Below are 19,308 nucleotides of genomic sequence, written 5' to 3'. Positions count from 1 at the left end.
ACCGCTACCTCCGCCGTCCGTGGGCCAGCAGGATGGACGCGGCGGACGGCACGGCGCACGCCGCACGGTCCAGCAGCCGCAGCCCCCGAGGTACCCCGTGGAACGGCGCGCCCGTGATCCTCACCGCCGCGAATCCGGCGGAGGAAAGGAAGGAACGCAGCGCACGGGCCGTGTAGAGCCGCAGATGACCGACGACCTGTGTACCGGGCCGTCCGTGGATGCCCCGCAGACTGACCTCCGAGAACACCGGCTGCTGCCCGGCCAGCAGCAGACCGCGGTTGTACCAGGCGGCCAGATTCGGCGTGGACAGCATGAGATGGCCGCCCGGCCGCAGGATCCGCCGCAGTTCGTCCAGGGCGGCGTCGGGGTCGACGAGATGCTCGATGACCTCGCTGAACAGCACTGCATCGGCGCAGCCGTCGGCGAACGGCAGCCCGCCCTGACCGAGTTCGCCGCGCACCACCCCGGTGAGACGGGGACGTGCCCGGCGCAGGGCGTCCTGGGACCAGTCGACACCGACGATCCGGTGCCCCGCGAGGATCGGCCCCGCCGTCGCCGCCGCACTGCCGTCGCCGCAGCCGACGTCGACCACGAGCCCGCCCTGCGCGCCCAGCGCCGAGGCCAGCAGCCGCGCCTGACGCACGGTACGTGCGTCGCCCGACGCCACCGGCACATCCGGGTTCTCGTAGAAGTCGCGCAGTCCCGGCGACGCGACGCCGCTCACAGGGCATCCGCGTCCGTCGCGGCCAGCCGTGCCGCGAACAGCTCCTGCAGCCGGGCACCGTCGTCCTCGCCGAGCAGGGTGCGTGACCAGCGCAGCACCAGATGCAGCCGCCCGCCCGTCGACGCCGTGGTGACGGTCAGCCCGCGCGGCATCCGCGCGGGCGCCGAGAACCAGACGGCGGACGCGCGACCCGCTTCGCCGAAGTCCAGCGGATAGGGGACCCGCCCGATGTTGCTGAGCAGTGTCGTCGACGTCCACGGCGCGGCGAGCAGCCGCAGCCCCCGGGTGACCCCGGCCCTGACCGCGACGGGCAGCACCGGCGCGGTCAACAGCGAAGCGCCACGGCCGAGTTGCGGCCGGCTCTGCGCCTTGAGGGCGCGGGTGCGTTCCGCCGTACGCCGCAGCAGCGCCGCCAGGTCGGTGTCGCCCGCGGCCTCGGCGGCCGTGAACCCGACCTCGACCAGCCGGGTCCCGTTGCCCATCGGCATCTCGGGGCCGCGGCTGCGGTCGTCCACGGGCATCGTGATGCGCAGCGGTCGGTCGGGCGCGCCGTGCGCCCGGTTCCAGTCGGCGACGGTCAGTGCCGTGGCCACCATCAGCTGGTCGTTGACGGTGAACGGGGCGGTGGAGTCCCGCCGGGGCACGGGCAGTTCGGCGACGAGCATGGCATTGCCCGGGGTCGGACCCGGGGTGCCCGTCGCGACCCGAGCCGGCCGGGCGAGCGTGGAGGTGCGGGCGGGCCGGGGAGCCGGATCGGCCACCGGACGGACCGGCGCGGCAACTGCCGGCGCCTTGTGTCCGCCGTAGATCTCCGCGGCGGTCGCCGCCAGCCGCAGACAGGCCGGGCCGTCCATCGCTGTGTGGTTGACGGTGAACAGCAGGACACAGCCGTCGGCTCCGGGTTCCTCGACCACCTCCAGCCGCAGCGGCGGGGAGGACGTCAGCGGCGGCGCCTCGGCGAGGGCACGCTCACGCGCACGGGCGAGCGCCCCGGCCGCGCACGGGGGGAACGTGACGACGTCGGTGTCCGGCGTGCCGGTCAGCTCCCACTCGTAGCGCCGGGCGAACCAGCCGCGTGCGCTCTCGCGCACCAGCGCCCTCGGGAACTGCGTGAGTGCCCGTGTGAACGCCTCGCCCAGCCTGGCCGGTTCGATGCGGCCCGGCAGATGGATCTCGATATGCACCGTGTTGGGTTCGGCCGGCTCCGTGCAGTGCCGCGCCACCTCGTCGACGACCGGGAACGCCACCCGGGGCAGCGTCCCCGGGACCTTCGTGCCGTTCGAGGACGGCTGCTCCGTCGTCGTCATCGGGAACTCCCTCCGATACTGCGCGGTGGATACGGCTCCGGCTGCCCGGCTGCCCGGGTGGTCGTGTCGGCCGACGGGTGGGGTCCGGGCGCGGGAGGGCCTGCCCGGTGCGTGGCGCCGCGGCGCTTGCGGCGGATCGTCACCAGCGCGGCGAACAGCGCGGTCAGCGCCAGGAATTGGGCCACCGGTCCGTACGCACCCTTGCCCAGCGCCGCCGCCTCGCCGCTGCCGGCGAGCGCGGCGGCACCGGCGCCGGCCATCGCCGTGAAGGCGATCGGACCGAGGAGGGCCGGGCGCAGGTGCGCCACCACGGCGAGAACGGGAATCACGGCGGCCACCGGCCCGGCGACCACGACACCCACCAGCGTCAGAGCCACTGTGCCCAGCAGCAGACCCGGGCCGGGCGGGGCGAGGGCCTGTGCGGCCCCCAGGGCACCGGGTCCGGCCGGCGCGGGAGGAAGCGTGCGACGCCGGAAGAGGGCGAGCCCCGCCAGTACGACCAGCAGCGCCGCCGATCCGACGAGGCCGGCCCGGTAGACGTGCGAGGGCGCGTACTCCAGCGTGACTGTGCCGCCTTCGCCCGCGGGGACGAGCCAGGCCTGCTGCCAGCCGTCGATCCGCAGCGGTGTCAGTTCCCTGCCGTTCAGCACGGCTTTCCAGCCTGCGTTGTGGTTCTCGTGGATCTGCAGGTACGACGCCTCTCCCGCGCCGACCCGCAGCGTCCGCCGGTCGCCGTCGCCCGAGAGGGCCCCGGCCTCGCGCGGTGAGCCGGTGTCGGGCCGGGTCGGGCCGGTGCTCAGCGTGATGCCGTCCACCGCCAGCGGACCGGTGTCACCCGCCTCGACCGTGTGCGTCGTCCGGTCGAGGGAAACGCGGCTCCCGTCCGTGCACAGCGACACCTCGACGGGCCGCCGCTCGGTCAGATCACGGACCTTCCCCTCGGCCCGGGTCTCCAGGAACTGTCCGTCGACCGACACGACGGGACCCTTGCCGCAGGGCAGGGTGAATTCCTTGCCGGGGTCCGGCTGCGGGGCGCGGAACTTCTCCAGCGCCGGGATGTGCACCTCGCTCAGCCCGACGGGCAGCTGCAACTGGTCGTCGGCGACCGGGTTGTGGAGCGTCAGCGCCGCGGCGCGGGAGATCGTGATGTCCATCCGGTCGGTGGTGATGGGGGAGAACCGTGCCATGCCGTTCTCGTCCACCGACGCCACCGCGGTCCCGTCGGGAGAGGTGATCTGCACCTGCTCCGGCCGCGTCGACAGGCCACCGGCCGCCGCGAACACCATCTCGCCGACTGCGGTCCTCTTCGGCCACGTCAGGTGCAGTACGGGCCGGTCACCGGCGACCCAGGCGGTCGTCAGGTCGCCGTCGGTCAGATTGCGCGGGCTCAGGTTCGTGCCCAGCCGCGCCGTGGAGTCCGCGCTCACCAGGATCTTCTCGCGCTTGCCCGTGAGGGCGAACAGGAGCTCGTCGAGCGCCTCGCCCGGTACGGGGCGGGCGGTGGCACGAAGCGTGTACTCACCGGACCGGGCGGCGTCGAACTGCCGGTGCAGCCCCACCTCGGCGGGCACTGCGGACAGGCCGCCCGGGTCGCTGCCCCGCCGCAGCGCGTACATGGCGGAGTCGGCACCGTCCCGGGGCGTGTCGGCGGGAAGTTCCAGCATCCGGGTGACCTGCACCCCGGGGATCGAGATCTCGGTGAACCCGGCACCGGTCAGACCGGGTCGGCCCTGCTGCGCGTCGAGGATCGTCACCTTCAGCCACTCCGCGTCCCCCTCGGGGGCTGCGACGGGCTGGACGGTGCCGTCCGGTCGCAGCGGGCTCACGCGGCTGCCGCGGTCGGTCTCGACGCGCACCACCGTCGGCGCCGCCCGGACGTCGGCGCTGGGCAGCGGTGTCACCTGAAGCGTCGCCGGGATCCGGGTCGGTCCGGTGAAGCCGATCCGCAGCCATTCGCCCTTCGGCGAGCCGGGGGAGCCCTCCGCCCAGCCGGTGTCGGGGTTGCCGTCGAAGGCGTTGACGGGCTCGTACTGAGGCAGTTGGAACAGCCAGTTCCCGATGGAGGAGGCGGTGACGGAGGCGGCGCCCCGCAGCACTGCCGTGGTCTGGTGTTCCTTGCCCGTCGTGGGCAGGATCTGGCGCGGCTCGGCCCCCGGATCCTGCACCGACTCCGCCGCGTTGCGCTCGTCGCGCGTGTAGGTGTGCGAGGTGCCGGAGTGGACCAGGCCGAAGCGGGTGTCGGCCCGGCGCATCCCGTCCCCGGCCGCATAGAGCGACGGTGCATCCCCGCCGGGGCGGGCGTCGCCCGCGAGCACGGCGGCCCGCCCGGCCAGTGCCCCGCCGGCGGACAGGGGCAGCAGCGCCTCGGGCCCGCCGCTGACCATCGCCGTCGACGAGACGGGCGTCAGACGCGCCTTTCCGGGGCGGGTGGTTCCGGCGGGCGGCCGGTAGATCTCCACCGCGCGCTGGCGCGGGAAGAGACCCTCGACCTGCACCGGGGTGTCGTCCGCGATCCGCCCGCCGGTCAGCACCGGCCCGAAGCCGGTGACCCGCCGGTACCCCGATGCCTCGAGGGAGCGCTTGACCGTCGTCGTCGGGACATGGCCCAGCTGGTCCGGATCGAGGTCGTTGCGCACCACCACGTAGTGCAGTCCGGCGCGTTGCAGGTACGCGCTCAGCCCGGGCACCTCACCGCCGGATGTCAGCGCCTGCTCGACCGCGTCCATCGCGCGGCGGTTTCCGGGCGTGCCGAACGGGACGTAGTCGCGCTGCGCCCAGGGGGACCGCGCGAGGACGTCCAGCGGCTGGTCGATCGGGGAGCCCCAGGTGTAGATCCCGTGCGCGGTCGCGGGGACGACCAGCGCACGGTCGTCGGGGGAGTGCTCCGCCAGCCAGTCCGCGGTCGTCTCCCAGTAGGCGGGCAGCTTCCGGAACGAACCGGGCTGCAGGACGGAGCCGTTGACGTACGGCCACATCAGTCCGGGCAGGACGAGCGCGGCGGCCACGGCCGGGGCGAACCGGCGCGCACGCGCCGGGAGGCGGCGGGGCAGCACGGCGGTGACGTGCATCAGGCCCAGGGCGAGGGCCAGGGCCAGTCCCGTCTGGAACTTGTAGATGTTGCGGAACGGCACCAGGGGGCCGTTCAGCCAGTCCTGTACGACGGAGTGGAAGGGGCCGCCCAGTGCGCCGCCGTATCCGGCGAGCGTGATGAGCGCGGCCGTGAGCACCGTGAGCACCAGCCAGCGCCGCTCGGGCAGATCGCGGTGTGCGAGTCCGGCGAGACCGAGGGCGGCGGCGAGCGCCGAACCCACGATCACGACGCCCGACGTCACGACGGTCCAGCCGGCGGGCAGCCAGGCCTCGCCGAAATGCAGATAGCCCACCCAGTTCCCGGCGCCGCGCAGTACCTCGGTCGCCGACATGGTGGCCGTGGTGGTCGCCGAGGACTCCACGTACGGCATGAAGTTCTCGCCGTGGATGCCGAGCAGCAGCAGCGGGACGATCCACCACGACGTCGCGAGGATCACGCACGGCGTCCACCAGGCGATGAGTGCCCGCTTGCGGGGGCCGCCGGGCCGGGACAGCAGATACAGCCCGACGGGCAGCAGCGAGGCGAGGGTGGATGCGGCGTTCACGCCGCCCATCAGCGGGACGAGCAGCGCGGAGCGCGCCGCGGCGAGCCGGGGGCTCGTGCGCGGATCGGTCAGCGGCAGCAGCACCCAGGGCAGCAGGGCACCCGGCACGGCGGCGGCTGATGTCGAGCCGACGACGATGGTGTACGTGGGCCACAGGGCGTAGCCGGCCGCGCCGAGCAGCCGGGTCGGGGAGCGGCCGGTGCCGAGCCTCTCGGCGAGCCGCAGCGCGCCCCAGAACGCACAGCTCACCACGAGCGAGAGCCACAGCCGTTCGGCGAGCCACACGGGCAGCCTCACCAGATCGGCAACGGCGTGGAAGGGCAGCATCGGAACGGCGTAGCCCACGTACTGGTCGGCGATGCCGCCGAAGCCGGCCCTGTCGTGCCACAACCGGCCCAGATCACGGATGAACTGCCAGGGGTCGGCGACGACGCCCAGCTTCGTCTCGAACGTCATGCGCCCCGGCGACACCGCGCAGAATGCGACGAAGACCGCCGCCCAGAAGCCGAGCAGCCACCGCCGGGACCGCCGTGGCGGCGGCTGGGCGGGCGCCGGGCCCGCCGGGGCGGGGGACGCGGGCGGTCGTGCGTGGACAGCGCTGGTCATGAACACCGCCGGAGGATGAGGAGGAGATTCCACGTGGCGAACTCACGCAGCCCCGGCACGCGCGGGACGATCTCCGGGAGGACGGGCCAGTACCGCGAGCGCGCGGACACGATCTCCACATCGCCGCGGCCCTTGACGTGGCGCAGGGTCGCTCCGACACCCACGGCGAAGAGGTTCTCGCCGAGGCGGTGCTTGGCGGGCCGCCCCGTGCGGCGCTCGAAGCGCGCGCGGGCCCGCTCGGCGCCCAGGTAGTGCCAGGGCGCCCACTCGTGACCGCCCCACGGCGAGAGCCAGTTGGTGAACGACACGTAGATCAGACCGCCGGGCCGGGTGACGCGCACCATCTCGCTGAGGAAGGTCCGCGGATCGGCGACGTGCTCCAGGACGTTGGAGGAGAAGCACACGTCGGCGGTGCCCTCGGCGAGGGGCAGCAGATAGCCGTCGGCGACGACCGTTCCCGCGGACGGTCGGGGGGCGAGCTCGGCAGGGTCGGGCTCGAACAGATAGCCATGGGCGCCGCGCCGGCGGAACTCACGGGTGAAGTACCCGCGGCCACCTCCGACATCGACGACGACGCGGCCCTTCAGCCCGACATGCCGCTCCACCTGGTCGGCCGCGTCGCGGGCCAGCAGTCCGTAGGCGGCGTGGGGGTCGTCCTGTTCGTGCACGAACGCCCGGAAGAGTGCCAGGGAGCGGCGGAACGAGGGATCCTTCACGTGCGCGCGCCGTTCGTCCGTGAGCCGTCGGCCCGCATGCCGTCGGCCCGATCGGCCTCGGCCCTCGCCGGGGCGCCGCCCACCGCCTCGGCCGCCACGGCCGTGAACTGCCGTACGGTGCTGCTCCAGTGGAAGGCCGCCGCCCGTTCGGCCGCCGCCTTGCCCATCGTCTCGCGCCGGTCGCCGGCCAGCGCCAGCGTGCACCAGGCCGCCGCGAACGACGACTCGCCGCGCGCGAGTACTCCGGTCACACCGTCCTCGACGGAATCGCGCAGACCGGGTACGTCGAAGCCCAGCGTGGGAGTGCCCCGCGCCCCGGCCTCCGTGACGACGAGTCCCCACCCCTCGACGGCGGCGGGGTGCAGCAGCAGCCAGGACTCGCACAGCAGCCGGTGCTTCTCCGCTTCGTCGACATGGCCGGTGAACTCGACGCCGGGGCCGGCGAGTTGTTCGAGCCGCTCCCGTTCGGGACCGTCGCCGACGATGACGAGTCGGCCGCCGGTGACGGGCCGTACCCGCTCCCACAGCCGCAGCAGGAGGTCGATGCGCTTGTAGTCGACCAGCCGGCCCAGGGCCAGGAACAGGGGCGTCGCGGAACGCGGGCTCTTCAGGCCCGGTTCGTGGACTCCATTGTGCACCACGCGGATCCGATGGTCAGGTACGCCGATCGACCGCAGGGCACCTGCCGTGGACGGGGAGACGGCGACCAGCAGATTGCCGCGGTGCGCCCGGGCCAGGGCCCAGTGTTCGAGCAACCGCCCCGCCCGTGCCACCGGAGCCGGGAAGCGCATGTCCCACAGCTCGGTGTGCACATGGTTGACCAGGCACAGGGTGGTGCCGCGGTGCCACAGCGGGGCCAGGTAGGGCATTCCGTTGCAGACCTCGACGAGCAGGTCGCACTCGCCGACCTGCCTGGCGAAGGCCGATCGGGCGCTGACGTAGTGCCCCAGCGCGCCGCCCGCCGACACGACCCGGTAGGGCCGGTGCGCGGCGGGGCCGCCGCAGAGCAGGGTGACCTCGTGACCTTCGGCGGTGAGGCCCTGGGCCAGTTGGTCGATGAGGAGCTCGGAGCCGCCCGCGGCCGGGTTGCCGAGGTCGCGGTGGGCGAGGAAGACGATGCGCCGCGGCGGGCCGGCGCGGTGCGGGGCGGCTGCGGCGGGGCGGCTCGTCCGCTGACGGGCGTGCTGTTCCGCTTCGAGCAGTGGGGGAGGTACGTGCTGGGGCATGCGTGCTCCAACTCGTGTCGGGGTGCGGGAGGTCGACGGGCGAGATGTGGGGGAGGAAGGGGGGGTGATGTGGGGGGTGGGGGAAAGTGCGGGGGAAGGTGACCGGAGGGGCCGTGCTCTGGTGGGGACAGCCAGTTTGGGCACATGTTCGACACACGGCTACTCACCGGTTTGACAACTTCTGCGTGCCTCAGGCGGGCTGATTCGTCATCGGGTGAGCATCCGGAAGGAGTGGTTCCTTCTCGCGGCCCCGCGCGACCAGCACTCCGCCCGCGAGGGCGAGCACCCCTCCGAACACGGCCGCGCCGGCGGGCAGGGTGGTCCCCAGCAGCGCGAGCTTGTCGCTGTCCGACGAAGCCAGCGCCACCTGCTGACGTTGAGTACGTGGCGTGAAGGCGATTTTCTCGCTCGCCAGCAGGACGACCGCGTCCTTGTCCGCACCGGGTGCGCGCAGCGTCTTGCGCGGGCCGATGGCCGCGTTGACGATCCGGCCGGTGCGCCGGTCCACCACGAGTTCGATCGCGCTGTTGGCGTACCACTCCTCGGCGAGCACCTGCGGCGACTTCGGTCGCCCCACGAGCCGTCCCGGTACCTGGCGCACCCCGGTCCTCGTCGGCGGCACGCTGCCGGTGAACCGCAGCCCCTCGTACCCCTGGACCGTCGCCGTGCCCGCGTAGCGGAGCCGGACGACGGCCCCGAGCGTGCCGTCCCACCAGCGATAGGCGCGCCGCTCGACGTCGAAGGGGAACTTCAGGTACGCCTCGCCGTCGAAGACGGGCGACTCACGGCAGCAATGCACAGGCTCGTTCGTGGCACGGTCCGTCACCCAGCGTTCCAGCGTCCACTGCAGGGAGTCCCGGGTGTCGGACGCGGGCAGGGTGCGGTCGGTGTCGACGGAGGTGGACACGTCCCAGACCGCACTGCCGCTCTTCACACTGTCCGCGACGTCGCCGCGGACCTGGCGGGTGATCGTGAGCGTCTGCCCGTGCACGGTCCTCAGCTTCGACGTGTCGAAGTAGCTCCCGGTACCGGTGAAGACGGTGGTGGTGTCGACGTCGATCGGGGTGCGCTTGGCCTGCGGTTCGACGTACATGACCAGCAGTGGGGCGAGGACGAGCAGAAAGACGCCGACGCCCAGGAGGGCGAGGGACATGGGTGAAGCGGTGCGGCGCATCCGGGCACTCCTGTGTCATCAGACTCGTACGGAGATGCACGGACCCGGGCCGGTCAGCCCTTGAGGGCCACGACAGTAGGCGGCCTCTTGACGGATTGTCAATGTCCTGTCAACACTGTGCGTTCAACCGGTGGGGGCCGGTGGCAAGGGGTGGGGATCGTCTCCAGCTAGGAGCTGACCCGACTATGCGCAGACTTCTCGCCGCCGCCGTCACCGCGGTGATTGCCGCCGCGCTCGCCGCGGGCACGGCCTTCGGGATCGTGGCACTGCTCAACGCCACGCCAGACCAGCCCAACGTCCCGCTGATCAGCTACGACACCGCCCAGCCCCGACGATGACGAGCCCCGCGTGGAGCGAGGTCCCGCAGCGGCAGGTGGACCGGTTCGCCGCCATCGCCCTGTCGGAGGCCGGCGATCTGGCGCAGGCGATCCTCCGCCAGATACGCCACGACTTCCCGCACCTCAAGCTGGTGGAGAACGAGTCCGGCGAACCGATCGCGCTGGTCGGCATCCGGCGCGCCATCGAGGGATTCGTCCACAACCTCGCGTCGAAGGCGGGCAATCCGCGTGTGCCCCCCGAGGTGTTCCAGGAGTTCGGCCGGGGCGAGGGGCTGAACGGGCGCAGCCTCGACTCGCTGCAGGCGATCTATCGGCTCGGTGTCCGACTCGCCTGGCGGCGGTTCGCCGAGATCGGTCAGCAGGTCGAGATCGCCGCACCCGCCATGTACGAACTGGCCGAATCGGGCTTCGAGTATCTGGACGGGCTCGTGGAGCAGTCGGTACTGGGATACGCCGAGGCGGCGGCCCGCCGTGCGAGCGAACGCCTGCGCCTGCAGCGCCAGTTGATCGACCGATTACTGGTGGAACACCGTGCTGACCCGGTCGGCGCCCTCGGCGAACGAGCCGCCCGCATCGGCTGGGACCTTCCGCGGACGATCGCCGTGGGCGTGCTCATACGCCCGGCCAGAGAAGCCGTCGCCCCCGCGGTGGGACAGGGCATCCTCCTCGACATGGAGAGCGAGCAGCCCCGCATCGTCATCCCCGAACCGGACACCTCGGGCCGCTCCGAGCTGGTGCGCCGCGCCACCACCGGGTGGTCCGGGGCGATCGGCCCCTCCGTACCGCTGGCAGCCGCCGCGACATCCCTGCGCTGGGCGGAGACGGCCGTCCGCCTCATCGAGAGCGATCTGCTGCCCCGCGGCGAAGTACTGCACTGCAGCGAACGCACCGAGGAGCTCGTCCTGCTCCCGTCCCAGGAGCTGATCGACGCGGCGGCACCCCGCTGTCTTGCCCCCCTGGACGGAGCGAGCCCCACCCAGGCGCGCCGCCTCGCGGAGACCCTGCTCGCCTGGATGGAGACCTCCGGCGGCGCCCCGGAGGTCGCCCAGCGCCTGGGCATCCATCCGCAGACGGCCCGCTACCGCTTGCGTCAGATCCGAGAACTGTGGGGAAACGCCATCGACGAACCCGACCGCCGCTTCGAGATGCTGTTGGTGCTGCGCGCCCAGCGGCTCCGCGGCCTGCTCGCGGACGGCACCGAGCCACCGCAGCACGGGGGAACGTGACGCGGTGCGAACCGGTCGAGAGGACCAGGGGCAGAGGGCAACTCCCGGCTTGGCGCCGGGACTTCGACCGCTCGTCCGGTGCCCGTCGACGTCAGCTCAGGCCCTGCCGGCTCATGAGCCACTCGTACGCCGCCTGCGCCGTGAACTCCCGCTGCCCGTCGGCGAACAGCAGCTCCGCGGCCAGGAACGCGGGGTCGTCCGCCGTGTCCGCTACGTACGGGACAGCGATGCACCGCATGCCCGCCGCCCGGGCGGCGGCCGCTCCCGGGGCGGCGTCCTCGAGGACGACGCAGTCGGAGGGTTCGGCGCCCAGCCGCCGGGCCGCCTCCAGGAAGACGTCCGGCTCCGGCTTGCCCCGGCCGACCTCCTCCGCGGAGACGGTCACCGGGAAGTGGGAGTCCAGGCCGGTTCCCGCGAGGATCGCCTCGATCGCCGCCCGGGACGAGCCCGACGCCACCGCCATCGGCACTCCGTCCGCGGCCAGGCGCTCCACGAACTTCCGCATCTCGGGAAAGACGTCGGTCGACCGGCGCGCCAGCTCGAGATAGAGGTGGTTGTTGGCCGCCAGCAGCACGTCCAGCGGTGCGTCGAGGCCGTAGCGGGCGCGCAGGATCTCCAGCGTCTCGCGGGTGCCGATGCCGATGAACTCGGTGTGCGCGTCCCAGCCGAAACCGGTCACGCCGTGCGAGGCCAACAGCCTGCGCCCCGCCTCGTAGTAGTTCGGTTCGCTGTCCACGAGGGTGCCGTCGAGGTCGAAGACGACCGCGGGGGTGTGTGCTGTGCTCATGGCGTCCAGGATGCCAAGCCCGCGGTCAGCGCGAGGAACCGGCCGCCCTGCCCACCGACTCCACCAGTGGCAGCAGCCGGTGCGGCACCCGCTCGCGCAGCGCCATTTCCGTGCGGGTGCGCACCACACCGGGCAGATTGATCAGCCGCTGGATGACGTCCTCCAGATGACCGTTGTCCCGCGCCACCACCCTCGTCAGCAGATCCCCGCCACCGGTGATCGAGAACGCCTCGACGATCTCGGGCACTGCCGCGAGGGCGTCGCCCACCTCGTCCAGATGCCCCTGGGTGACCTCGATGTGGACGAAGGCGAGCACAGGATGACCGAGTGCCGCGGGGGAGAGGTAGGGGCCGGTCCCGGTGATCACCCCGTCCCGCTCGAGGCGGTCGATCCTCGCCTGCAGTGTGCCGCGCGCGATCCCGAGAATCCGGGCGTACTCGCGCACGGATGTACGCGGCTGCTCGATCAGCAGCCTCAGGATCCGGGTGTCGAGCTCGTCCACCGCCATGGTCGCCACGCCCTCCGTGGTCCTCGATCGGTCCCCGCGACGGTACCAATGGCCCACTGCAAGGCGCGACGGGTGGGCAGGTGACCGCTTTGTGCGGCCGAAGCAGCGCCCGGTTCCGACAGGTGCGCCGCACGTGCGTCGGGGATCCTGAAGGTATGCCGCGCGCCACGGCGCCGGAGCGACCCGGACACTGAGGAGCGAACATGGGGCTTTTCGAGGCGACGGTGGAGATCGACCGCCCGGTCGACGAGGTCTTTGCCTTCCTCGCCGACGGGACCAACGACCGGAAGTTCAGCCCGCGCGTGCAGGAGATGGCGAAGACCACCGACGGCCCCACCGGCGTCGGCACCGTCTACCGAAGCAAGGTCAAGGACGCGGGGATGACGACCAGCCGGGAGTTTCGGATCAGCGCCTTCGATCCGCCCCGGCAGATCCGCTGGACGGAACAGTCCAAGAACCTGGTGACGGCGACCGAGGGAGGCTACGACCTCGAACCCGTGGGCGGGGGCAGGACACGGCTGAGGGTGTTCAACAATCTGGAGGGACACGGCGTGGGCAAGCTGCTCACCCCGCTCGCCCTCGGTGCCGCACGCAAGGACGCTCCTGCCTTCGGCGGTCGGATCAAGACCGCGGTGGAGGCTTCCTGACCCCTGGGGGCGACGCCGCCCCGGCACCGGGGGCCGGCGGGACGCCCGGCGCGGACAGTTACTTGGCATGCTCCTGACGGGGAACACATCAACGGACGCTCCGTTGACGCATCCCTCCCCGGACGAGGTAGCCGATGAGAAGCCTCAGATCGATGGCCGCGGCCTGCGCCGCCACCGCCCTCGCCGTGCTCGTCGCGGCCCTGGGCCTACCCTCCCCGCCGGCCGCCGCGGCCCCCGCGGGCCGCTCGCCCGCCTTCGCCCCCGGACCGGCGAAGGCCGCTCTCGCCAGACTGCTGCCGCGCCACGCGGCCCAGTTCACCCTCGTCCCGGTGAGCCGCCCCGCATCGGGCGACTACTTCACCGTCTCCGGCCGCGCGGGCAGGTTACGCGTCGAGGGCACCAGCCCGGCCGTCCTCCTCAGCGGCGTGAACTGGTACCTGAAGTACACGGCCGAGGTCGACATCGGCTGGCCCGGCGACAGCACCGCGAAGCTGCCCCGAACGCTCCCCGCCCCCGCGGCCGCCGTCCGCAGGAGCGCCTCCGTACCGCACCGTTTCGCCCTCAACGACACCGACGACGGCTACTCCGGCGCCTACCGCGACTGGGCCTCGTACGAGAAGCAGATCGACCTCCTCGCCCTGCACGGCGTCAACGAGGTGTTCGTACAGATGGGCGCTGACGCCGTCTACTACGAGACCTTCCAGGAGTTCGGCCACACCGAGCAGGAGCTGCGCTCCTGGATCCCCGGCCCCGCCCACCAGCCGTGGTGGCTGATGCAGAACATGTCCGGCTTCGCCGGCCCGGTGTCCCGGCAGCTGCTCGAGGAACGCGCGGCGCTCGGCCGCAGGATCGCCGACCGGCTGCGCCTGCTCGGCATGACCCCGGTGCTCCCCGGCTACTTCGGCACCGTCCCGCCGGAGTTCACCGCCAGGAACCCCCGGGGCCGGGTGATCCCGCAGGGCAACTGGGTCGGCTTCGCCCGGCCCGACTGGCTCGACCCGCGCAACGAGATGTTCCCGAAGGTCGCCGAGTCGTTCTACCGTCACCAGCGCAGGATCTTCGGCAGCTCCACCATGTACAAGATGGACCTGCTCCACGAAGGCGGAAAACCCGGCGACGTGCCCATCGGTGATGCCGCGCAAGGTGTCATGAGCGCCCTGCAGGAGGCGCACCCCGGCGCTGTCTGGGCCCTGCTCGGCTGGCAGAACAACCCCTCCACCCAGCTCATCGACGCCGTCGACAAGAACAGACTTCTCATCGTGGACGGCCTGTCCGACCGCTACGACGGACTGGACCGCGAAACGGCCTGGCACGGTACGCCCTACGCGTTCGGCACGATTCCCAACTTCGGCGGACACACCTCCGTCGGGGCCAACACCGCCGTCTGGGCGGACCGGTTCGACCAGTGGCGCAGCAGACCGGGCAGCGCGCTCAAGGGCATCGCGTACCTGCCGGAGGGGACCGGCGGCAACCCGGCGGCCTACGAGCTGTTCACCGAACTGGCATGGCGCACCGGCCCGTTGGACCACCGGTCATGGTTCGCCGCCTTCGCGCAACGGCGCTACGGCGGCGCCGACCCGCACGCCGCCCGCGCGTGGGAGTTGCTGCGGACCGGCCCGTACAGCACCCCGTCGGGCCGGTACAGCGAGCCGCAGGACAGCCTCTTCACCGCCCGTCCGCAGCTGTCGGCGAAGTCGGCGGCGAGCTGGAGCCCCGGCGGGATGCGCTACGACGCCGCCACCGTGCAGCAGGCGCTCGTCGAACTGCTGCAGGTCGCACCGGCACTGCGGAACACCGACGCCTACCGGTTCGACGTGGTGGACATCGCTCGGCAGGCCCTCGCCAACCGCAGCCGCGCCCTTCTCCCGCAGATCAAGGCGGCCTACGACGCCGAGGACCTGTCCCTCTTCCGTACGCGCGCCGCCGAATGGAAGGACGCCCTCGCCCTGCTGGACCGGCTGCTGGCCACCGACACGCGCTTCCTGCTCGGTCCCTGGCTCGAGGACGCGAAGTCCTGGGGGACGACGGACGCGGAGAGGGCCGCGGCGGAGTTCGACGCCCGGTCGATCCTGACCACATGGGGACACCGGCCGGGCTCCGAGGCCGGCCTGCGGGACTACGCGAACCGCGAGTGGTCGGGGCTGGTCTCGGACTTCTACGCCATGCGCTGGACGAGGTACCTCGACTCCCTGGACAGGGCGCTTGTCACCGGGCAGGAGCCCGCGCCGATCGACTGGTTCGAGGTCGAGAACGCCTGGAACCAGCAGCGCACCGGCTATCCGCTGACGGCTTCCGGGGATCCGGTGGCAATGGCGGTCGCGGTGCGCGACGCCCTGGACGCTTCCTAGGCCCTGTCCGAGCGCATCGTGGCGGAGCCATTGATCTGTCGGACGCGCCGCCCTGGCGTGTCCGCAGGTGTCGGCCGCTCGGCCACGATCCGCGCCGCGATGCCTGAGCCGTTCCGGTGCCACCGCACCCACCGCGCTCATCTGTGCCAGCGGAATGCTTGTTTGTGTTTGTAATCCGGCCCTTACGAACACCTATTGACATCCTCATGACAGTCCCGCCAGAGTCGTCCCCGCCGGATGCCGAACACGTACGAGGAGCGATGCCCCATGCCTGAATTGCCCGCAGTCTCACGTCGCCTGCTCCTGGGCGGAGCCCTCGCCACGGGCGCAGCCGCGGCCGGGATGGGTGCCGCCGGGAGCGCCGTCGCAGCGACGGCCGGCGCCTCCGCCGTGCCGGAGGCCGCCGAGCCCCGGCGCGGGCCGGGCCAGAAGTCCATGATCGGTGTCCCGTACGACGTCCACCGGACGGTTCGCGTCGGCGTCATCGGCCTGGGCAACCGGGGCCACGGCATGAGCGAGGGCTGGGCCGTCGTGCCGGGCTGTACCGTCACCGCCGTCTGCGACATCCGCGCCGATCGTGCCAAGCGCACCGCGGACCGGCTGGTCGCCATCGGCAAACCGCGACCCGCCGAGTACGGCGGCTCGGACGACTCCTTCGCGCAGATGCTGAAGCGCGACGACATCGACCTCGTCTACATCGCCACGCCCTGGGAGTTCCACTACCAGCAGGGGAAGGCCGCCCTGCTCGCCGGCAAGCACGTCGTCGTCGAACTGCCCATCGCCACCGGGCTCGACGAGCTCTGGGACCTCGTCGACACCTGCGAGCGGACCCGCCGTCATCTGATGCTCTCGGAGAACTGCAGCTACGGCCGCAACGAGCTCGCCATGCTCAAGATGGCGCACGAGGGACTCTTCGGCGATGTCACCAACGGCCACGGCGGCTACCTGCACGACCTGCGCGCACTGCTGTTCTCCGACACGTACTACACCGATGCCTGGCGACGGAAGTGGCACACCCGCAGCACGGCGTCCTTCTACGCCATGCACGGTCTCGCGCCGGTCGCCGCCGCCATGGACATCAACCGCGGCGACCGGATGACCGTGCTGCGTGCCACCGCCACCGAGCCCAAGGGGCTGGCCGACTACCGGGAGCGTTTCGTCCCGAAGTCGCATCCGTCCTGGCAGGAGACCTACATCAACGGTGACCTCGTCACCTGCCTGATCGACACGGCCAAGGGCCGCGTCATCAGGGCCGAGCACGACGTGAGTTCGCCCCGCCCGTACAGCCGGATCAACAGCCTGGCCGGCAGCCGCGGCATCTTCGAGGACTACGCGGGCACCTCGACGACCGGCGGACGCATCTATGTGGAACCGGACCACGGCGGCCACTCCTGGCGGGACTTCGACACCTATCGCAAGGAGTTCGACCACTGGCTGTGGAAGAAGATCGGTGACGACGCTGCGAACAACGGCGGTCACGGCGGCATGGACTACGTCCTGCAGTGGCGCACCGTCCAGTTGATGCGCGCAGGGCTCGTCCCGGACATCGACGTCTACGACTCGGCCTCGTGGTGCGCGCCCGTTCCGCTGAGCGTCAAGTCCCTGGCGGTCGGCGGTCGTCCGGTAGCCGTACCCGACTTCACGCGGGGTTCCTGGGTCAATCTGCGGATGGGCCTGGACTCGCGCATGACCGACATGCCCCCGGTCGCCTGACGACGTCCGCGGACTTCCCCGTTCAGCATCTCTTTTGAAGGAGCGGACAGTGAGACCCATCGGACTGATCACCTCTCTCAGAGCCATGGCCGTGGCGGTGGCGGTCGTTCTCGCCTCCGGGCAGGCGGTCGCGGGAACGCCGGCGGGCGTCCCGGACGAGCCCGCGGCGAGAACCGAGGTGAGCATCTCCGCCGTCGACCTCGACGGCCCCGCCATCTCGACGGTGAAGGTCACCGTCAGGAACGCCGGCCCGGAGCGCATGCGTTCACTGAAGGTCGCCTTCGCCGGACCGGTCGGATGGGCCGTGCAGCCCTCCGTCCGGAGTGTGGACGGCTCCCTCGCCAAGGGCGCTGCCGCGGAAGCCGAGTTCCGGATCCAGGTGCCCGAACGGCGCGGCGGCTTCACGGTGCGCACGTTCACGGCGACCGCGACCTACAGCGGTGGGGACGGCCAGGGCTCGGCCGTGGGCACCCGGTCCGAGCGCAGCGGCACCCCGCTGCCGAATCTGGCCGCCGCCTACAACAACGTGGCCATCACCGACGAGTCCGACACCGCACCGGGCGACTACGATGGCGAGGGCAACAGCTTCTCCGCGCAGAAACTCGCCGCCGTCGGGCTCACTCCCGGCGCGCGCGTGACCGCCCTCGGCGCGGAACTGACCTGGCCCGACGTCGCGGCAGGAACCAAGGACAACGCGACCGGCAGCGGCCAGGCGATCACGCTCGCGGGTTCGGGCAGCAAGCTGGTCTTCCTCGGTTCGGGCGTCACGAGCGGAGCCGTGGGCAACGCCACCGTGTACTACAAGGACGGCACCAGCACCATCGGAACCATCGGCTTCCCCAACTGGTCGTTCGATCCGGCCGATGCCCACGGGGCGACGCTGGTGAAGTCCACCGACGGACGCAACAGGCCGAGCGGGTACGGCAACGCGGGCATCGCCTACCGCGTCTTCGCCCACTCCGTCCCCATCGATCCGGCCCGGCAGATCGACTTCGTGGTGCTGCCGTCCAACGGCAACATCCACCTCTTCGGCCTGGCCGTCGCCCCCTGACCAGCCGCAACACCCCGCCGCCGCCCCGGACACTCCCATGGGTCCGGGGCGGCCCGCTTCAGACGGCGTGCACCTTGATGCCGGCGTCGGTGAGCCGGCCGACGTCCTCCGAGGAGATGGCCGAGTCGGTCACGAGCACGTCGATCCGGTCCAGACCGCAGATCCTGGCGAAGGCCCGTTTGCCCATCTTGGACGAGTCGGAGACCACGACGACACGGCGCGCGCGCTCGGTGAACAGCCGGCTGATGCTGGCCTCGTCCTCCTGGTGCGTCATGATCCCCAGATCCGGGTCGATCCCGTCGACACCCAGGACGACCACGTCGAGCACCACCTCGTTCAGCACGCCGATGGTCAGTGGCCCGACCAGTTCGTACGTCTGCGGGCGTGCGACACCCCCGGTGACCACGATCTTGATCTGGGGCCGTACGGCAAGCTCTCCGGCGATGTTGAGGGCGTTGGTGACCACGGTCAGGACGGGCGCGGTGGCGCCGGCCGGCGCGTCGCGGCGTGCGCCGCCCGCCCGCAGTGCCAGCGCGCGTGCCACCTCCGTCGTGGTCGTGCCCCCGTTGAGCCCGACCACCTCCCCGTCGCCGATCAGATCGGCCACGGCCGCCGCGATCCGCTGCTTCTCGGAGGCGTGCCGGGCGGACTTGTACCGCAGCGGCAGCTCGTAGGAGACCCCTTGCGCGATCGCGCCACCACGTGTCCGTACGAGCATCTGCTGCTCGGCGAGCTCGTCGAGGTCCCTGCGGATCGTGGCGGCCGAGACCTGCAGCGTCGCCGCGGCCTCCTCCACCTCCAGCCGGCCCTCGGCGGCCAGCAGCTCCAAAAGCGTGCTCCACCGCTCATGTTTCGACATGCGTCGCACTCCTCTTGGGGATCGTTCACTGCACTGGCGACACGCTATAGCTGCGCGACCGGGAGCACGTACGTGGCGGCACGGATCGGTGCCCGGACCGGCCGTTTTCGCTCGTGGGTACCCGGGGAACAAACAATGTGATGTTCAAAGCTGCTTGAACATGTCGCTGTGCAAGCATATTCAAGCATAATGAGAGCTCCGGTCGCCGTTCATGTGGAGCGTCCGCCGGCCAACGGCCCACCGCCCGAACCCTTCCCGAGGAGTACGAGCCATGTCCACCACCGGTATGTCCCGCACAGCGGCCGAGATCGCCTCGCAGCCCGCCTCCTGGCGGCAGGCTGCGAGGACGCTTCCGCAGCACACTGCTGCTCTGCCCCGCCGGGGCGAGCGGGTCGCGGTCGTCGGCTGCGGCACTTCCTGGTTCATGGCCCAGTCCTACGCGG

General features: G+C 71.8%; 15 protein-coding genes and 1 pseudogene. 7 read left to right on the top strand and 9 right to left on the bottom strand.

The genetic code is table 11. From position 1 onward, the window contains the following. Window positions 1-4: 4 nt before the first annotated feature. The 6 genes from AC067Z_RS24115 to pgfA all read right to left on the bottom strand — a co-directional run bounded on the left by AC067Z_RS24115 (window position 5) and on the right by pgfA (window position 9,388). Complete coding sequence (locus AC067Z_RS24115; protein ID WP_478791654.1) at window positions 5-724, bottom strand: class I SAM-dependent methyltransferase; 720 nt, start codon at window positions 722-724, stop codon at window positions 5-7. After that, the gene (locus AC067Z_RS24110; protein WP_478791653.1) at window positions 721-2,031 is read right to left on the bottom strand and encodes a condensation protein; all 1,311 of its coding nucleotides are present in this window, start codon (window positions 2,029-2,031) and stop codon (window positions 721-723) included. Before AC067Z_RS24110 ends, AC067Z_RS24115 begins: the two co-directional genes overlap by 4 nt. Further along, window positions 2,028-6,272, bottom strand: a complete 4,245-nt coding sequence (locus AC067Z_RS24105; RefSeq protein WP_478791652.1) for an alpha-(1->3)-arabinofuranosyltransferase domain-containing protein — start codon at window positions 6,270-6,272, stop codon at window positions 2,028-2,030. The genes AC067Z_RS24110 and AC067Z_RS24105 overlap by 4 nt, the downstream gene beginning before the upstream one ends. Beyond that, the gene (locus AC067Z_RS24100; RefSeq protein WP_478791651.1) at window positions 6,269-6,988 is read right to left on the bottom strand and encodes a class I SAM-dependent methyltransferase; all 720 of its coding nucleotides are present in this window, start codon (window positions 6,986-6,988) and stop codon (window positions 6,269-6,271) included. Before AC067Z_RS24100 ends, AC067Z_RS24105 begins: the two co-directional genes overlap by 4 nt. Continuing rightward, window positions 6,985-8,214, bottom strand: a complete 1,230-nt coding sequence (locus AC067Z_RS24095; protein WP_478791650.1) for a glycosyltransferase family 4 protein — start codon at window positions 8,212-8,214, stop codon at window positions 6,985-6,987. The genes AC067Z_RS24100 and AC067Z_RS24095 overlap by 4 nt, the downstream gene beginning before the upstream one ends. A gap of 190 nt (window positions 8,215-8,404) precedes the next feature. After that, complete coding sequence (gene pgfA, locus AC067Z_RS24090; RefSeq protein ID WP_478791649.1) at window positions 8,405-9,388, bottom strand: cell envelope lipid trafficking protein PgfA; 984 nt, start codon at window positions 9,386-9,388, stop codon at window positions 8,405-8,407. A gap of 185 nt (window positions 9,389-9,573) precedes the next feature. Between pgfA and AC067Z_RS24085 the strand changes: the two genes are divergently transcribed. Next, a complete protein-coding gene (locus AC067Z_RS24085; protein WP_478791648.1) occupies window positions 9,574-9,726 on the top strand; it encodes a hypothetical protein in 153 nt (50 codons plus the stop codon). After that, on the top strand, window positions 9,723-10,952 hold the full coding sequence (locus AC067Z_RS24080; protein ID WP_478791647.1) for a PucR-like N-terminal domain-containing protein: 1,230 nt from the start codon (window positions 9,723-9,725) through the stop codon (window positions 10,950-10,952). The genes AC067Z_RS24085 and AC067Z_RS24080 overlap by 4 nt, the downstream gene beginning before the upstream one ends. A gap of 91 nt (window positions 10,953-11,043) precedes the next feature. Here the strand turns inward: AC067Z_RS24080 and AC067Z_RS24075 are convergent, their stop codons facing one another. Continuing rightward, window positions 11,044-11,739, bottom strand: coding sequence for an HAD family hydrolase (locus tag AC067Z_RS24075; protein WP_478791646.1), 696 nt, complete (start codon window positions 11,737-11,739; stop codon window positions 11,044-11,046). A 25-nt stretch (window positions 11,740-11,764) separates the two neighbouring features. Continuing rightward, the gene (locus tag AC067Z_RS24070) at window positions 11,765-12,247 is read right to left on the bottom strand and encodes an Lrp/AsnC family transcriptional regulator (protein ID WP_478791837.1); all 483 of its coding nucleotides are present in this window, start codon (window positions 12,245-12,247) and stop codon (window positions 11,765-11,767) included. Between the two features lie 203 nt (window positions 12,248-12,450). On the opposite strand from AC067Z_RS24070, the gene AC067Z_RS24065 reads away from it, so the two are divergent. From AC067Z_RS24065 to AC067Z_RS24050, 4 genes are all read left to right on the top strand, one after another. Further along, window positions 12,451-12,894, top strand: a complete 444-nt coding sequence (locus AC067Z_RS24065; RefSeq protein ID WP_478791645.1) for an SRPBCC family protein — start codon at window positions 12,451-12,453, stop codon at window positions 12,892-12,894. 134 nt (window positions 12,895-13,028) lie between these two features. Then, a complete protein-coding gene (locus tag AC067Z_RS24060) occupies window positions 13,029-15,242 on the top strand; it encodes an alpha-N-acetylglucosaminidase (RefSeq protein WP_478791644.1) in 2,214 nt (737 codons plus the stop codon). 267 nt (window positions 15,243-15,509) lie between these two features. After that, window positions 15,510-16,955 (top strand): Gfo/Idh/MocA family protein, encoded by a 1,446-nt coding sequence (locus AC067Z_RS24055; RefSeq protein ID WP_478791643.1) that lies wholly within the window; start codon window positions 15,510-15,512, stop codon window positions 16,953-16,955. A 49-nt stretch (window positions 16,956-17,004) separates the two neighbouring features. After that, a complete protein-coding gene (locus AC067Z_RS24050) occupies window positions 17,005-18,006 on the top strand; it encodes an NEW3 domain-containing protein (RefSeq protein ID WP_478791642.1) in 1,002 nt (333 codons plus the stop codon). A 58-nt stretch (window positions 18,007-18,064) separates the two neighbouring features. On the opposite strand, the gene AC067Z_RS24045 is transcribed toward AC067Z_RS24050, so the two are convergent. Beyond that, window positions 18,065-18,865: a DeoR/GlpR family DNA-binding transcription regulator gene (locus tag AC067Z_RS24045; RefSeq protein WP_478791641.1), complete on the bottom strand. Its 801-nt coding sequence runs from the start codon at window positions 18,863-18,865 to the stop codon at window positions 18,065-18,067. Window positions 18,866-19,151: 286 nt separating this feature from the next. Here AC067Z_RS24045 and AC067Z_RS24040 point away from each other — a divergent pair. Next, a pseudogene (locus tag AC067Z_RS24040) lies at window positions 19,152-19,308 on the top strand (sugar isomerase); the annotation flags it as partial.

Source organism: Streptomyces sp. NPDC043812, from assembly GCF_056436245.1.
This window is presented reverse-complemented; position numbering and strand designations above follow the sequence as displayed.

Excerpts from the sequence above, each read along its gene's own strand:
- AC067Z_RS24110 (WP_478791653.1), bottom strand. The coding sequence starts at position 2,031 with ATGACGACGACGGAGCAGCCGTCCTCGAACGGCACGAAGGTCCCGGGG.
- AC067Z_RS24105 (WP_478791652.1), bottom strand. The coding sequence starts at position 6,272 with ATGACCAGCGCTGTCCACGCACGACCGCCCGCGTCCCCCGCCCCGGCG.
- AC067Z_RS24095 (WP_478791650.1), bottom strand. The coding sequence starts at position 8,214 with ATGCCCCAGCACGTACCTCCCCCACTGCTCGAAGCGGAACAGCACGCC.
- pgfA (WP_478791649.1), bottom strand. The coding sequence starts at position 9,388 with ATGCGCCGCACCGCTTCACCCATGTCCCTCGCCCTCCTGGGCGTCGGC.
- AC067Z_RS24085 (WP_478791648.1), top strand. The coding sequence starts at position 9,574 with ATGCGCAGACTTCTCGCCGCCGCCGTCACCGCGGTGATTGCCGCCGCG.
- AC067Z_RS24080 (WP_478791647.1), top strand. The coding sequence starts at position 9,723 with ATGACGAGCCCCGCGTGGAGCGAGGTCCCGCAGCGGCAGGTGGACCGG.
- AC067Z_RS24075 (WP_478791646.1), bottom strand. The coding sequence starts at position 11,739 with ATGAGCACAGCACACACCCCCGCGGTCGTCTTCGACCTCGACGGCACC.
- AC067Z_RS24070 (WP_478791837.1), bottom strand. The coding sequence starts at position 12,247 with ATGGCGGTGGACGAGCTCGACACCCGGATCCTGAGGCTGCTGATCGAG.
- AC067Z_RS24065 (WP_478791645.1), top strand. The coding sequence starts at position 12,451 with ATGGGGCTTTTCGAGGCGACGGTGGAGATCGACCGCCCGGTCGACGAG.
- AC067Z_RS24060 (WP_478791644.1), top strand. The coding sequence starts at position 13,029 with ATGAGAAGCCTCAGATCGATGGCCGCGGCCTGCGCCGCCACCGCCCTC.
- AC067Z_RS24055 (WP_478791643.1), top strand. The coding sequence starts at position 15,510 with ATGCCTGAATTGCCCGCAGTCTCACGTCGCCTGCTCCTGGGCGGAGCC.
- AC067Z_RS24045 (WP_478791641.1), bottom strand. The coding sequence starts at position 18,865 with ATGTCGAAACATGAGCGGTGGAGCACGCTTTTGGAGCTGCTGGCCGCC.